General features: G+C 62.6%; 12 protein-coding genes. 9 read left to right on the forward strand and 3 right to left on the reverse strand.

The genetic code is table 11. The features are described 5' to 3' along the window. Positions 1–34: 34 nt before the first annotated feature. Both AC1AYP_RS07295 and AC1AYP_RS07300 read left to right on the forward strand, forming a co-directional pair. Complete coding sequence (locus AC1AYP_RS07295; RefSeq protein ID WP_476547290.1) at positions 35–1120, forward strand: LacI family DNA-binding transcriptional regulator; 1086 nt, start codon at positions 35–37, stop codon at positions 1118–1120. Positions 1121–1330: 210 nt separating this feature from the next. Continuing rightward, a complete protein-coding gene (locus tag AC1AYP_RS07300; protein ID WP_476547302.1) occupies positions 1331–2395 on the forward strand; it encodes a LacI family DNA-binding transcriptional regulator in 1065 nt (354 codons plus the stop codon). A gap of 46 nt (positions 2396–2441) precedes the next feature. Here the strand turns inward: AC1AYP_RS07300 and AC1AYP_RS07305 are convergent, their stop codons facing one another. Genes AC1AYP_RS07305 through tatA form a run of 3 tightly spaced genes read right to left on the reverse strand, consistent with a single transcriptional unit; the run spans position 2442 to position 4100 of the window. Then, positions 2442–2702, reverse strand: a complete 261-nt coding sequence (locus tag AC1AYP_RS07305) for a twin-arginine translocase TatA/TatE family subunit (RefSeq protein ID WP_476502639.1) — start codon at positions 2700–2702, stop codon at positions 2442–2444. A 4-nt stretch (positions 2703–2706) separates the two neighbouring features. Beyond that, the gene (gene tatC / locus AC1AYP_RS07310) at positions 2707–3819 is read right to left on the reverse strand and encodes a twin-arginine translocase subunit TatC (RefSeq protein ID WP_476502638.1); all 1113 of its coding nucleotides are present in this window, start codon (positions 3817–3819) and stop codon (positions 2707–2709) included. Then, positions 3816–4100, reverse strand: a complete 285-nt coding sequence (tatA, locus tag AC1AYP_RS07315; RefSeq protein ID WP_476502637.1) for a twin-arginine translocase TatA/TatE family subunit — start codon at positions 4098–4100, stop codon at positions 3816–3818. Before tatA ends, tatC begins: the two co-directional genes overlap by 4 nt. 505 nt (positions 4101–4605) lie before the next feature. Between tatA and AC1AYP_RS07320 the strand changes: the two genes are divergently transcribed. The 7 genes from AC1AYP_RS07320 to AC1AYP_RS07350 all read left to right on the forward strand — a co-directional run bounded on the left by AC1AYP_RS07320 (position 4606) and on the right by AC1AYP_RS07350 (position 15656). Further along, a complete protein-coding gene (locus tag AC1AYP_RS07320) occupies positions 4606–7026 on the forward strand; it encodes a beta-L-arabinofuranosidase (protein WP_476547292.1) in 2421 nt (806 codons plus the stop codon). Between the two features lie 56 nt (positions 7027–7082). Beyond that, positions 7083–10241 (forward strand): OmpL47-type beta-barrel domain-containing protein, encoded by a 3159-nt coding sequence (locus AC1AYP_RS07325; protein WP_476547294.1) that lies wholly within the window; start codon positions 7083–7085, stop codon positions 10239–10241. 666 nt (positions 10242–10907) lie between these two features. Beyond that, positions 10908–11642 carry a single-stranded DNA-binding protein gene (locus tag AC1AYP_RS07330; RefSeq protein WP_476502634.1) on the forward strand — a complete coding sequence of 245 codons (735 nt, stop codon included), beginning with the start codon at positions 10908–10910 and terminating at the stop codon, positions 11640–11642. Positions 11643–11758: 116 nt separating this feature from the next. Then, a complete protein-coding gene (locus AC1AYP_RS07335) occupies positions 11759–12085 on the forward strand; it encodes a HigA family addiction module antitoxin (RefSeq protein ID WP_476502633.1) in 327 nt (108 codons plus the stop codon). A 391-nt stretch (positions 12086–12476) separates the two neighbouring features. Beyond that, positions 12477–13448: a YidH family protein gene (locus AC1AYP_RS07340; RefSeq protein ID WP_476547295.1), complete on the forward strand. Its 972-nt coding sequence runs from the start codon at positions 12477–12479 to the stop codon at positions 13446–13448. Beyond that, the gene (locus tag AC1AYP_RS07345; RefSeq protein ID WP_476547297.1) at positions 13399–14169 is read left to right on the forward strand and encodes a YobI family P-loop NTPase; all 771 of its coding nucleotides are present in this window, start codon (positions 13399–13401) and stop codon (positions 14167–14169) included. The genes AC1AYP_RS07340 and AC1AYP_RS07345 overlap by 50 nt, the downstream gene beginning before the upstream one ends. 50 nt (positions 14170–14219) lie before the next feature. After that, on the forward strand, positions 14220–15656 hold the full coding sequence (locus AC1AYP_RS07350) for a hypothetical protein (RefSeq protein WP_476502631.1): 1437 nt from the start codon (positions 14220–14222) through the stop codon (positions 15654–15656). The last annotated feature ends 176 nt before the right edge of the window (positions 15657–15832 follow it).

Here is a 15832-nt window from a genome sequence, read left to right on the forward strand (position 1 = left end):
GCGCTCACGGTCGTAAGGGGTTACCATGGTGCCCATGGCGACAGGGACATCCGGAACGGCGGGGCGCAAGGTGACGCTCGCCGACGTGGCGAGGGAGGCGAACGTGTCGGTGTCGGCCGCGTCGAAGGCGCTGCGGCACGCCGACCGCATCTCCCCGCAGACCCAGCGCGCCGTCGCGGCGGCCGCGCAACGGCTCGGCTACATGAGTCCCGCCGAACGCGTCAAATCCACGCGCCGGCGCAAACGTTCGGGACTCGTCGGGCTCATCACCTCCGACTACAACGGGCGCTTCTCGCTGCCGCTGCTCACCGGCGCGGAGACCACGCTCGGCGCCTCCAACCATGCGGCGCTGCTGATGAGCTCGCACGGCCGGCCTGCGCTGGAACGCAGCCACATCGACCGTCTCGCCGCCTACGGCGTGGACGGGCTGATCGTCGTGGGCGACACGTCGAACCCCCGTCCGCCGTTGGACGAGCGCACGACGATGGGCCTGCCGGTCGTCTACACCTACGATCCGTCGCGCGATCCGGATGATTGCAGCATCGTGTGCGACAACGTGGGCGCCGGCGCGCAGGCCATCGAATACCTGCTGAGCCTCGGCCGCCGCTACATCGCGATCATCGCCGGTTCCGAGGATTTCCAAGCCGCGCACGACCGCATCGTCGGCGCGCAACGCACGTTCACCCTCTATGACTTCCAGCCGATCGACATGCTGTTCGACACGTGGGGCGAGGATTGGGGCGAACGCGCGGCGAAGCTGCTGCTCGAACGCCACCCGCATCTCGACGCGATCTACTGTCTGAGCGACGAGATCGCGCGCGGCGCGGTGAGGGGCCTGCTGGCCGAGGGCAAGGACGTGCCGCGCGACGTCGCGGTGATCGGACACGACAACTGGTTCGTGTTCAGCGCGAACGTGCACCCGACGCTCACCACGTTCGACAACAACATCGCGATGATCGGCAAGATGGCGGCGAGGTATCTGCTCGACGCGATCAACGGCCATCCGCATCACGGCGTGTTCAGCGTGGAGTGCCCGATGGTCGTGCGCGAGTCCACCGAAGTGGGCCGCCGCACCGCGGTCGAGGGCAGCGGAAGGATCTACGAGCGGCGCAACGGCTAGGGGAGCGGCCTGCCGTTCCTTGGTCATCACACCCCCGTGAACGTTCACCGCACTCGGCCGCGCGTGGCTACAATGAGTGCTGTTACGAGGAAGCAAGGCAGGCGGCGTCGCCTGCGTGTGATGGGAGTGCGTATGTCACATGCGATCGGTGCCATGGGCGCCACGGGCGATCTCGCGCCGGAAGACGAGGAATCCCGCGACCGCGTCGGCATGGAATCACCTGGGCGTGCGCCGGTGCGGCTGAGGGATGTCGCCCGGGCGGCGAACGTCGCGTTGTCCACGGCGTCGCGGGCGTTGCGCGGTCAGCCGCGCATCAACGAGGAGACGCGTCGTCGCGTGTTCGAGGCCGCCGAACGGCTCGGCTACGAGCCCGAGCAGATGCGTTCGTTGAAGCGCACGATGGGCGCGGGCGTCGCAGGCGGCATCGGGACCGGCATGGCGGCTGGCGTCCAGCCCGGCATGCGCATCGGCGTCATCTGCATCGACCTGGCCGGCACGTTCACGCCGACGATCCTCATCGGCGCGGAGAACGCGCTGCAGGCGCGCTCGATCACCCCGATGCTCGTCAACGCCGGCGGCAACGAGGCGCTGCTCTACCGGTGCGTCGAACAACTGCTCGCGCAGGACGTCGCCGGACTGCTCATCATCTCGCGGCGCACCGATCCGGTGCCCTACCGGTTGGACGTGCCGGTGCCCGTCGTGTACGCGTACGGCCCCTCCACCGATCCGGCCGACTGCTCCGTCGTGCAGGACAACGTCGAATCGGGGCGCATGGCGGTGCGGCATCTGCTCTCCTGCGGGCGCACGCGCATCGCCGTCATCGCCGGCGACCGCACGTACAGCGTCTCTCACGAACGGTTGCGGGGAGCGGAGGATGCGTTGCACGAGGCCGGTCTGGAACTCGCGTGCAAGGCGCGGTTCGGCCCGTGGGACGTCGAATGGGGTCGCGCCGCCGTCCGTCTGCTGCTGGACGACGACCCCACGTTCGACGCGGTGGTCTGCCAGAGCGACGTGATCGCGCGCGGATGCGTCGAGGAACTGGAACGCAACGGGCGCAACGTCCCGCAGGACGTCGCGGTCATCGGCCATGACGACCGCGAGGACTACGTCGTGTACGCGCACCCGTGGCTCACCTCCATCGACGACGGCAACGAGTCGCTGGGCCGCATGGCCGCGTTGCGCCTGATGGACGCGATTGAAGGCAGGCCGCATCATGGCGTCGACCATGTGACCGCCCGCCTCATCCAACGCGAATCCACGCTGCCCACCGACTGATCCCGCCATCACGCGCCCGTCGTCCGTCACGTCCGCCGCGCGCCCGTCAGCGGATTGGCGGCAGGAGCCGGTCGACGTCCTGTTTCGCGCCGTCGATCGTCCGCCGGATGTCGTTGATGCCGGAATCCTCGACGATGCCGTGCACGTCGATGTCGCTCTGCTTGCGCAACGCGGCGCCGCGCGCACGCAGGTCGTGGATGAAACGGCCCGCCTTGCGCGCGTATCCGGGCAGACGGTCCGGACCGACCAGAATCACGGCGATGACGAGAATCACCACCAGTTCCGTGCCGGAAATACCGAACAACATGCTCTCACTCTCCTTCCGATGGCGCGGCAGGCGACGTCACTGCGTCGGACGTCGCGGCCACGGCCCGCGCCTTGCGTGCGCGGCCGGGCGCGATCCGCGCGACCGTCTCGCGCACCTTGCGCCACGCCGCGAACAATCTCGGCTCCTCGCCGGCCTCGCGCATGATCCTCCACAATTGGATGCGCTCGTACAGCCAGCACACGCCGATCGCCGCGAAGTAGATCGCGCAGATCGGCAGGGCGAGCGCGCACAGCGTGCCCGGGTCGCCGGTCGGCGTCGCCACGGCGGCGAAGACGAACGCGACCAGCACGGCCACACGCCACTGCCTGAGCCACGTGCGTGTCTCGACGGCGCCCATCATCGTCAACGCGACCATCACGACCGGCAGCAGGAACGACAGGCCGAAGGCGAGCGTCATGCGCAGAATGAAGTCGAAGTACACGTCGGCGCTGAGCAGCGTCGCCGTGTCCGCAGGCGCGAATCCGGTGAGGATCGCGACCGCCTGCGGCAGGAAATACCAAGCGAGGCCCGCGCCCGTGAGGAACAGCGGCACGGACGCGCCGATGAACGCGACGGCCGTCCAGCGCTCCCTGCGCTTGAGCCCCGGATTGATGAACGCCCACAGCTGGTACGACCACCATGGGCAGGAGGCGACCATCCCGAGGAAGAACGCGATCTCCAGCTTCACGTTGAACGCGGAGACCACGCCGTTGAACGTGATGCTCATCAGCCCCTGCTGCTGGGCGGCCGCCGTGAGGAACGGCTGTTGCAGGATGCGGAACACCTGGTCGCTGACCATCCATCCCGCCACGGTCATGACGGCGATGCCCGCCGCGGCGCGGATGAAGCGCGTGCGGAACTCGATGAGATGGTCGGCCAGCGGCATGACCGCCTGCGGGTTGCGGGGTCTGCGGGATTTGCGCGGTTTGCCCGCGTTGCGTGTGTTTCGTGCGTTGCGTGTGTCGCGTGACGACGTCGCCGGCGCCGCGGCGCTGCCTGCGGCGGCGACGTCGGTCTCCGGTTCGACGAGAAGACTGTCGAGATCGAGATGCGTGTCGCGTTCGCTGGGATGCAGCGTCGGTGCCGGAGGCGTGAAGCTTCCGGAAACCGCGTTCATCGCGTCGCGGCTCCGGTCACGGATGCGGGTGCCGGCGCGGCGGTGGCGTTCACCGTGGCCGCGGGTGCGGCGACGGGCGCGGGTGCGGCGGTGACGGCCGGGGCGGGGGCGGGTTGCGCGGTGGCGTTCACGGTTTCGGCGTCGTCGGTCTTGGTCTCGGAACGGAAGATCTTCAGCGACTGTCCGACGGACTTGGCGAGCTCCGGCAGCTTCTTCGCGCCGAACAGCAGCACGACGATGAGCAGGATGATGATGAGCTCGGTGGGACGAAGATTGGCCATGATGAACTGTCCTTCCAACTACTGCGTTGTGACAGGGAAGGTTCTTCTTATTGACGCACCAATTCGCGAGTATAGCCCGTCGCGGAGGACACGGCCAAATCGGGTGTCGTTGCGCAACGTGCAACGAAGCGGAAAACATGCGCAACAAGTTGCGCAACTCATTGGGAAAAAGGTTTTCGCACATGCAACTGGGGCGTGGGGGATGCGCTTGGTGTTTGGAGGTCCGCGGGAAACGTGCTTATTGTGAACGTGCACAGCAAGGGTGCCGCGGCAAAGGAGGCCGCGGAGCCGATATGGAGGAAGGAGCCGGCGCAGGAGCCAGTCAGGGAAGACGACGATCGTTTCCGCCCCGAACAAGACAACAGACAGGGGACGCACCACCAACGGGAACGGCCGCCGTCGCCCCGGACGGACGCTTTTTCGCGCCTTCTTCCCGCCATGTCGACGCCCTCGCATGACACCAACGCCGGCGTATGGACGCGCCGGCATCCAATGAAGGAGCAAGATGAGTTCGACAGAAGCAACAATGGCGACGACCGGCATCTCACGCCGCGCCGTACTCGCCGGCGCGGCCGCCATCGGCGGCACCATCGCCGTGGCGAGCGCACTGGGAGTAGGCACCACGCAGGCCCAGGCGGCCCCGTCCGCCACGGGCGCGGCCGGTGCGGCGGCGAACGCCGGCGGCAATGGCGGCGTGACCGTGCCCGCCGCGCAGCGCACCACCAAGGCCGTGGCCAACATCACCGATTCGCCGGCGCTGCCCGGGTGGGACGTGCAGCCGTTCCCGCTGAGAAGCGTCGCCGTGACCGGCGGCGTGTTCGAGCGCGCCAAGGACGACCTGCTCAACTTCGCCCGATACTACCCGATCGACCGCATGCTCACGTGCTTCCGCGCGCAGGCCGGCCTCGATACAAAGGGCGCCGAACCCGCCGGAGGCTGGGAGAACTTCCCGAACGGCTCCGTCGACAAGGCCAAGGAGCAGCAGTGGGGTGCGGACGAGTACACGCGAGGCCAGAACAAGAACGGTGCCGACGGCCTGCTGCGCGGCCACTACGCCGGCCATGCGATGACGATGCTCGCCCAGGCGTACGCGGAAAGCGGCGAAGAGGCGATTCTCAACAAGATCAACGCGCTCATCGCCGGACTCGTGGAATGTCGTGACGCGCTGCGCAAGATGACCTACAACGGCAAGGCCCGCTACTCGCACCCCGGATTCCTCGCCGCCTACGGCGAATGGCAGTTCAAGGCGTTGGAGGAGTACGCCCCCTACGGTGAGATCTGGGCGCCCTGGTACACCGAGCACAAGATTCTCGCCGGCCTGATCGCCTGCTACGAATACGCGGGCAACGAGGACGCGCTCGACCTGGCCGAGGGCATCGGCCATTGGGCCTATTCGCGTCTGAGCAAGTGCACGAAGAGCCAGCTGCAGAAGATGTGGGACATCTACATCGGCGGCGAATACGGCGGCATGAACGACTCGCTCGTCGACCTGTACAACGTGTCCAAGGACAAGGACCGCGACGAGTTCCTCAAGGCCTCGAAGTTCTTCGACACCGACAAGCTGATCGACAACTGCGGCGCAGGCGTCGACATCCTCAACAACCTGCACGCCAACCAGCACATCCCGCAGTTCGTCGGCTACGCGAAGGACGCGGCCATGGCCGACGCGGACATCAAGGAGGCGGATCGCAAGCGCTACCTCAAGGCCGTCGAAGGCTTCTGGGGCATGATCGTGCCCGGCCGCATGTACGCGCACGGCGGCACCGGCGAAGGCGAGATGTGGGGTCCGGCGCACACCGTGGCCGGCGACATCGGCAAGCGCAACGCCGAATCCTGCGCCGCGTACAACATGCTCAAGATCGCCCGCTGCCTGTTCTTCATCGACCACAAGCCCGCCTACATGGACTACTACGAGCGCACGATCCTCAACCACATCCTCGGCGGCAAGTCGCGCGACCTGCACAACCCCACGCAGGATGCGACGACCGGATTCACCCCGGGCAACTGCTACATGTACCCGGTGAACCCCGCCACACAGAAGGAATACGGCGACGGCAACGTCGGCACCTGCTGCGGCGGCACCGCGTTGGAGAGTCACACGAAGTACCAGGACTCCATCTACTTCCACTCGGCCGACAACAAGGAGCTGTACGTCAACCTGTTCACGCCATCCACGCTCGACTGGGCGGACACGGGGCTGAAGCTCTCCCAGGAGACCAACTACCCGGAAGAGGAGACCTCGACGCTCGCCGTCACCGCGACGCCGACGAGCAAGGTCACCTTCCGCATCCGCATCCCCGCCTGGAGCAAGGGCGCGACGATCGCGGTGAACGGCAAGGCCGTCGACGGCGTCAAGGCCGGCGAATACGCCACCGTGGAAGGTGACTGGAAGGCCGGCGACAAGATCGTCGTCACCATCCCGCTGCAGCTGCGCACCGAGTCGACCGACGACCGCAAGGACATCCAGGCGCTGTTCTACGGCCCGACGCTGCTTAACGCGCTCAACCCGTCCACCAAGTTCATCCAGCGCGGCTTCTACGAGCGCAACGGACTGGATGGCACGATCAAGCTCGGCGTGCAGAAGAAGGAAGGCACCGCCAACTACTTCATCATCGACGGCGACGAGTTCGAGCCCGCCTACAACGGCGACAACACCCCGTACCACATGTACTTCCAGCGCAAGGACGACTACGTGGGGTTCGCGGGCAAGCTCACCGACGTGAGGAACCCGAAGCGCCCGGCCGCGAAGGACCGCAGCGAGTCCACCCTGATGGACGACATCTGGGCGGCCGCGCCGTTCGCGAACCGCACCGCCTTCGTCAAGAAGGTCCAGGAGGTCACCAAGACCTACCAGGACGAGGGACTCCTCTCCAGCCGCGATCGCCAGGCGATCCTCCTCGCCGCCGGCCGCGCCAAGATGAGCTGACCCCGCCGCAATCCACGCAATCATCACAGACATCACTTCAAGAGAAAGCATCATCCATGACCATCGCAAGCACTGCAACGGCCGCGAAGGCGGGACTGGCGAAACGCTTCGCCGCGTTCGCCGTCGCCGCCGCGACGCTGCTGGCCGGCGGCGCATTCGCCGCACCGGCCAGCGCGGCGGACGACCCGGCTCCCGCGGAGACGAACGTCGCCCTCAACACGGAAAAAGGCAACGACAACGCACCTGACGTGTCCGTCAGCTACGTGACCGGCTGGAACTCGACCGCCGCCATCAACGACGGCAGCATCGACGGCAACGCCAGCTACGGCGGCTGGGGCACGTGGGGCAACACCTCCGACCACGAGACCGCCACGTACACGTGGAACCGCGACGTGACCACCTCCAAGTCCGTCGGCTACTACTGGACGAACGTGAAGACCGGTGACGGCGGCGTGCCGCTGCCGAAGAGCGTCTCCATCGAATACCTGAACGCCGACTCCGGCAAGTACGAGACCGTGCCGAACCTCAAGGTCGACAAGACGTTCCCGACCGACGACCAGCTCGACGCGTCCAACCCGGTCTACGGCCCGTACACGTACACCTTCGATCAGGTGACCACCAAGTCGCTGCGCCTCGTCGTCAACAAGCAGGCCAACGACAACAAGGGCATCACCGTCACCGAGTGGCAGGTGCTCGGCACCAGCGCCGCCCTGCCCGTCGACCCGGGCGACCCGGACGCCTTCGAATACACGCAGCAGGTCGCCGTGCGCACCACGCCCGGCGTCGACCCGACCTCCAAGCTGCCCGCCGAAGTGTGGGTGACCCCGGAGGACGGCCCGAGCCTCAAGGTGCCCGTCACGTGGGAGGCCGTTCCGGCCGACGCCTACGCGACCGCCGGCACCACCGCGGAAGTCAAGGGCGCGACCAAGGCCGGCACCTATGACGGCATCAAGGTCGAGGCAGGCCAGGTGACCGCCACGATCGGCGTCTACGACCAGCTGGACACCGAGGTGACCGACGCCGAATACGTCTCCACCGTCACCACACCGAAGGTCAAGCCGGTCCTGCAGGACACGGTCGCCCTCACCTACGCCGACGGCTCCGTCGAATCCGGCCACAAGGTGACCTGGGACGAGATCCCGGCCGCCGACTACGCCGAGGCCGAGCAGATGGGCGAGGTCTCCGGCGCGATCGAAGGCGTTGATGGCGTCAAGGCGTCCGGCATGTTCTTCGTCGTCGCCCCGTCCGACCCGAACGCCAAGCCGATCGTCTCCATCGACTTCGACTCCGCCGCCCCCGGCTCCGGCTGGTACACCACCACGCCGAAGTTCACGATCACCGCGCTGCGCGGCGTCTCCACCGTGCCGATCAAGACCGTCGAATACAAGATCGGCGACGGTGAGTGGACCGCCGGCATCGGCCCGGTCTCCGTGACCGAGCAGGGCGAAGTGACCGTCTCCGCCCGCGCCACCGACGAGAACGGCAACGTCCGCGAAGCCTCCCAGACCATCAAGGTCGACACCAACGCGCCGAAGGTCACCGCCAAGCAGGACAGCAAGAACGGCAACGACGTGGTCGTCTCCCTCACCGCCGACGACGGCGCCAAGGGCTCCGGCGTGACCCGCGTGCTCTACTCCACCGGTCCGTCCAGCAACCCGAAGTCCAACGAGAACACCATGTGGGGCACCTACGTGGACGCCGACAAGATCAAGGTGCAGCTCTCCGCCGACCACGACACCTACGTGCACTTCTACGCGCAGGACGCCGCCGGCAACGAGTCCAACTACGCCAACATCAACCTCGGCAAGGGCGAGGCCGTCGCACCGGAACCGTCCGTCGACTCCGTCGCGATCGCCGGTGACGGCGTGAAGGACGGCAAGCTCGCGCTCACCGAGGGCGACAAGGCTGCGCTCACCGCTGACGTGAAGGTGACCGGCGACGCCGCGACCACCGTCACGTGGAAGTCCTCCGACGAGAAGGTCGCCACCGTCGACAAGGACGGCAACGTGACCGCCGTGGCCGCCGGCAAGGCGACTATCACCGCCACCTCCACCGCCGACACGACCAAGTCCGCCAGCGTCGAAGTGACCGTCGCCGCCAAGCCGGTCCCGGTCGACAAGGCCGGACTCAAGGCCGCCGTCGAACTCGCCGGCAAGCTGGACCAGTCCGCGTACACGTCCGACACGTGGAAGACGTTCGCCGCCGCCCTCACCTCCGCGCAGAAGGTCCTCGCCGACGACTCCGCCACGCAGGCCCAGGTCGACGCCGCGCAGTCCGCGCTCGCCGATGCCGTCGCCGGATTGAAGCCGGTCGAGCAGAAGCCCACCGTCGACAAGTCCGGCCTCAAGGTCTCCGTCGAAGTCGCGAACAAGCTCGACAAGTCCGCGTACACGGCCGAAAGCTGGAAGGTGCTCGCCGACGCGCTCGACGCCGCCCAGAAGGTGCTCGACAACGCCAACGCCACCCAGGCGCAGGTGACCGACGCCCAGCAGAAGCTGGTCGAAGCGGTCGCCGGCCTCGAGAAGGTCGTCGAGCCGACCCCGACCCCGGTGGTCAAGGACGGGCTCAAGGCCACGGTCGACGCGGTCAACGCCAAGAACCTCAAGGAATCCGACTACACGCCGGAGACCTGGAAGGCGCTTGCCGACGCGCTCGCTTCCGCGCAGGCCGTGCTTGACAACGACGCCGCCACGCAGGATCAGGTGACCGACGTGCAGACCGCGCTGGTCAAGGCCGTCCTCGGTCTCGAGGCCGCTACCGAGCCTGAGCAGAAGCCGGTGGACAAGTCCGCGCTCGAAGCCGAGGTCGCCAAGGCCGCCGCGATCGACCGCAGCCAGTACACCGACAAGTCGCTCAAGCTCCTCGACGCGGCCGTCGCCGCCGCCAATGACGTGCTCGGCGACGAGTCCGCCACCGCGAAGCAGGTGTCCGACGCCAAGGACGCGCTCACCAAGGCGCTCGCCGGTCTGGAGAAGAAGGCCCCGACGCCTTCCAACCCGGGCAACAACAACGGCAACGCCGGCAACAACGGCAACGCCGGCTCCGGTAACGGCGCTGGCAACGGTTCCGGCAGCAATGGTAACGCCGGCAAGGGTAACGGCAACAAGGGCGCCGCGCTCTCCAAGACCGGCAGCGCCGTCGCCACCCTCGCCGCGCTGACCCTGCTCCTCGCCGCCGCCGGCACCACCACCGCCCTCTACCGCAAGCGCCAGTAAGCGCCCGGATTCCAAGGAAACGGAATGCGCCTACGGCGCATGCGATAAAGGAGCGTAAGGGAACCTGAATGCGCCTACGGCGCATGCAATCCTCTTGCGCTCCCCCTTTCAGGGGGAGCTGTCCGGCGAAGCCGGACTGAGGGGGCTCCTGCCCAACCCAAAGGCCGCCGCATCCACCAAGATGCGGCGGCCTTTCTCGTATTCTCGGCTCCCCTTGTCAAGGAACCTGCGCAACCCGGCATTGAGGCGGCGCCCGAAGTGCTTCGGCTCCCCTTGTCAGGGGAGCTGTCGGCGAAGCCGACTGAGGGGTAGTCCGCCCGCGATCCGCAACATGCGCATATCAATCCGCATCCTCCATCCCCGCGTAATCATGTGCATTCCCGTGCGCGTTTTCGCATCACCCGGCATCCCTCCGCACCCGACCTCCCGCCCAACCCCATCACCCCGCATAATTGTGGATAACCCGCTCCCCATCCACACGTTATCCACAACACGCCCGGACTCCGGGGCTCTATCCACATCGTCCCGTCGCACTGGCGACGCACCCGCGCGATGACGCACGCTGGAACCACCGGGGAATCGGCGTCGTCGCCCGATTTCCCGGTCCAGAACCGCAAACCGCAACGATGCAGCGCCGGCCGACCAGCCGGCCGGAAAGGACCTCACATGGGCATCCAACAAGCGCTGGTGACCGTCACCGGCAATCTCGGGGCGAATCCCGTCTCCTTCAATACGAACGCGAACGTCCCCGCATGCTCGTTCCGTCTGGGCGTGACGCCGCGTTTCTTCGACCAGGGCACGGGGCAGTGGCGTGACCGTGACACCACGTGGGTGAGCGTGTGCGCCTACCGCGGACTCGCGAAGAACATTCTCGGATCACTGGGCAAAGGCGACCCCGTGATCGTGACCGGCACGATGCGCACCGAACGCTGGCAGAAGGAAGGCGTCGACCGCATGACGCCCGTCATCGACGCCGCCGCGGTAGGCCCCGACCTGAGCCAGGGCGTCGCCACATTCGCCCGCCTCTCGCGCCGGCAGCCCGGCGTCAACGCCGGTGCCGGCGCGGACGGCGGAACGGACGGTAATGGTGTGGCCGGGGGTGGCGGCGCGGCTGGTATGGCTGCGAACGGCGCCCCGGCGAACCCGCTGAACCCCGCGATTCCGCCGAATCCCGCCTCCGTGACCGGCGTTGTCATCGATACGGACGGCGTGGGTGGCGGCGATGGCGGTGCCGGCATCGCAGGGGTGGTAGCTGGCGCTGACGCCGCGGCAGGCGGTGCGGACGGTGCTACTGCGGCAGGCGGCATGGCCGCCGACGCCGCAACCGCCGCCGTCAACCCCGCCACCGGCGAAATGAGCGAACCGGACGAGCCCGACGACTTCGGCGACCCCGCAATGTAACGCCACCGTGCGGGACGGCGCACATTCCCGCCGCCCCGCACTACTAACGTTTGGCGATACTAACGGATGGCGATAGTATTAGATGGATTGGTGTGCCGTGCAGAGGAGGGTTGAAGATGTCTGCTTCGACGACTACCAGCAGGAGGGACTTGTTCGCCACCCCCGGCGAGATTCTCAAGGAGGAGTTCCTGGAGCCGCTGGGCATCAGCAACTATCGGCTCGCCAAGGCGATCGGCGTCTCCGAGACGGCGGTAGGGGAGATCATCAAGGGCAAGCGCGGCATCAGCGTGGCGATGGCCCACCGGCTTGGCAAGGCGCTCAACACCTCCGCCGAATTCTGGATGAACCTCCAGCGCGACTACGAGATCTTCACCTTCGACCCCTCCACGGTGGAGAACATCCAGCCGCTGGTCCCCGAGCAGCCGCTCGTATCCGAACAGTAGAGCGACTTTCTCCAATTTGCGCCCCCTTCGGGGGAGCTGTCCGGCAAAGCCGGACTGAGGGGGGTAAAGCGCTCGGACGCTTGTCGCAGCACACACTGACATCCGCATTTCGTCGCCTACTGACTTGCCGGATCTGCTATTGTCGGGTGGACGCCGCGCACGTTGTGCAACGCATCGCTGGCCGTGCGCCACAACTGCCGCGCTGACTCATAGTGTGGCACGGCTTCCGGGCGGGGTCGATGGGGACTCAAATGACGTGGATTTTCCCCCGTTGCCCCGCGGACTCTTGGAGAATGCCCAACAGAATCCCGCCCGGCAGTCGTATGGCGCGTATGATGGAACACATGTTTCGCGGACGCGCAGGGGCGTGTGGGCGAAGAAGGGCATGTCAATGGGAGGACAGGAAAAGGGCAAGGGCCACATCGGCAGAACAGGTGTGCCATTACGACGATTGATGCCGCGCTTCGAGGAGACGCGCCACGGCACCTACGCCCGCACGTTGTACGACGCATGCAATCCCGATCTGGTGAAGCACGACAAGAAGAGCGATCCCGTCGATGGTTCGGCTGCCGCAGATGATGCGATAGACGACGCCTACGCCGGCCTGCCGCGCAACGTCGCTCTGCTGGGCGGCTACGGCACCGGCAAAAGCAGCATCATCCAAGGCTTCGAACGCTACGTCCGCTACGAATTCCGCTGGCTGACCAAGCTGGGGTTCCCTAGTTTGTATACGTATGACTGGTTTAGAGATGGAATTTGTAAAAAGGGTCCGCATTGGTTGAGAGACGGGATTGATACGAAGGCTCCGCATTGGGCCGGTCGTAAGTTTGGATCGATTCTGCGATGGATAGCACTCGTTGTCTTTGGTATCGGCATGGCTGGGGTGTTTGCGGCTATGTCTCTGAGCGCTTTGCGATTACATCCTTGGCGATGGTGGCGGAACGTCTTGGGAATCATTTGTGGGTTCCTTGCGCTTGTTGTTCTTGTGGCTTTTTCTATTAGGCGACGAGCACGAGCCAAAGCTATACCGGGCTACATCAAAGTGTCTTCGCTGCTGCTCTGCAGGCAAGAGGATTCTACCGTCAAGAAAACCTCGGACGAGGTATTACCTCGTCCGAAGAAGAATGGGAAATCTCCCGCAGCTGCGCCGAATGCAAATGTTGGTGACACAACTTCATCGAGCAATGTTCCTGATGTCTCGCCTTCGTCTGAAGAAGCAGCGGGCAAAAAGCCGGCGGATAGTTCAGCTCCTGCGGCGAACAATAAAACGATGCGATATCAGACTGACCACGTAGTAGTGGAAGTCCATCCACTTGAAAAAGGACAGTGGTTCCACACAAGAGCACAGCGCCAAGACTCTTGATATCCAACGGGAAGTCGTCAAGCAGCTGATTTACAGCGTCGCCCCGCGCATCGTCGACCTGTCGCACTTCCACCGCTTGCGTTCACGGCGTTCTCTACGTGAGAATCTGTCTTTGGTCAGTGTTCCAGCGTTGGGTTGTGCTTTATTGGTGTTCTTCGTATGGATCTCGCAAAGCAAACCAACACTTGAAGGTGTGCGTGGCTTCATCAAAGAACCTGATCGTTGGTGGAAGAGCCCGTGGCTATTCAATGCAGTGGTGATTGTGGTCATTGTCTGTTGCTTGTCTTTTGCGTTGAAAGACCGGCTGCGTCTCTCGAAAATCCAGGCCGCTGCAGAAGGCGTTTCGCTGTCGTATGAAGACAACAAGGCCAATCTCGACTATTTCGATAAGTACCTTGATGAAATCATCTTCCTGCTTGAGAAGGCGAACATCCGCTATGTGGTGTTCGAAGATCTCGACCGCGCTGATGACATGAACATCTTCTATGAGCTGCGCGAGCTCAACATGCTCATCAACTCGTCAACCCAAATGCACAACCAAACCGTAACCTTCATCTACGTCATGGGCGACGACAACTTCGCTTCGGCGTATGGTTCCCCATATGAGACAGCCGAAAACAAGGCTAAATTCTTTGATGTTAATGTATATGTACGACCGTTTGTCGCATATGGAAATGGTGCTGGAGTGCTCCAGGAATTGATGGAAGATAATGCGTTATGAAAATACGCATCTCAAAATAAGGGGAAAACAAAGACTGGTGAGGTGGAATAATGTCTGAAGATTATTTTGATAAGGAATTGTTGCGCTTGATTGCCAAACACTTTCCTGACTATCGCATATGGGTTGATGTTCGCAATCTATACTTTATTACTAAGCATCGTATTTATGATATGTATGGCACTGTAGATAATGGTGGAAATGGGCATCTTCTTTTGGGTAAGCCGTCTGAATGGTTTATGCCAAACGAGTGTTTAGCTGCATGCGTTTTACGTGTTGCTTACCCGAAATTAACTGAGAAGATCATTGCTAATGACAGCCCTTTCGATGATTCTTTTGGGGTATCGTACACCTTTAGAGAATTAGTTTCAAGATGTTATCGCGATAAAACACTCACTGTTGAAGAAAAGTCTGAAGATGATAGAAAGATAAGAGAATGGGAGAAGTATCCATTTATAGTTGACTGCATGCGTCCTTATTGGTTTACATCGAAGTATCCAATATATCTGATTGATTGGGAGGGGAAGATGACTCCTGGCGCTTGGCTGGTTATGGAAAGTGGTAATTCTATAAAAGGAGATGGCGGTTCAAATTCGGAATTATCTATTATGGAAGACGTATCCTATCTTCCATTGGGTGAAATTGATTGCAGGTCAGTATTTGAATGGTATCCAATTGATGTATATAATCGAATAACTTCGAATGTTTCGCTGTTGTACTGGTCTCTGACTATGGGAAAAGATATTCCTGTAGATCCCGTAGTTGTGTTTAAACGTAAGAGTCGTCGTGATGTAATATTTGATGTCATCAAAGGGGAGTTTCGTAAACAGTTTATGGCTTTGTGTAATCATGAAACCTCTAATTCGTTACTTGTCTCGTTTATTGCAACGCACACTTTTTTCGTTGTTGGGAATGCTTTTCAACGTATTTTGGAGAACGGTTTTTATGACTTGTATAAAACTTTATGCTCTCGCTTGATTGATGAAGTATTTACTGGCTCTAATTCCTATGTGGCCATATCATTTATCTATTTATTTTCTTACATCGATTTGCCAATTGTAAAGAACGATGTTAAGGAGGATGAGTTTTGCTTAATTGATGCAATAAATCAACATAAATATGTTATTGGTTCCTATTCCTCGAGGTTTAAGGATTCTGAGAGATTGTTGTATATTTATAAGCGTCTTTATCTCCATAATCCTGACTTTTATAAAAGTGGGTTAATTTCAGTTCTTGAATTATTGTGCTCAATGTGCACTTTCTTTGTTGCTCGCAATGATTCTATTGTTTGGGAAGGGATGACTCGAGAAAAACTAGTGGCAAAGCTGCGAGCTTATGTGTGCGAGAGGGTTGAAAAAGAATCATTATCAAATAATGACGTGAGGAATCAGCAGTTTCAGTCATTTAAGGAACGTTTGGATACCGGTTGGTTGCCGGGGGATGATGATGAACCTAGTGATGGAGATGGTGGCAAGCTGGAAAAGAAGTGACGGGTGATGCTGATAGCCGGGGTGCGACGTTTACTACGAACGTTACACCCCCAGCTGTCTCTCCCCCACCCGGCTTCGCCGGGAGCCCCCTCGTCTGAACCGCACCCTGATTGTTGGACTGAAGTAATTCGGATTCGATGATTGGAGGTGCGGTTTCTCATGTCCGGGAATCGCAG

This window comes from Bifidobacterium sp. LH_424 (assembly GCF_056356895.1).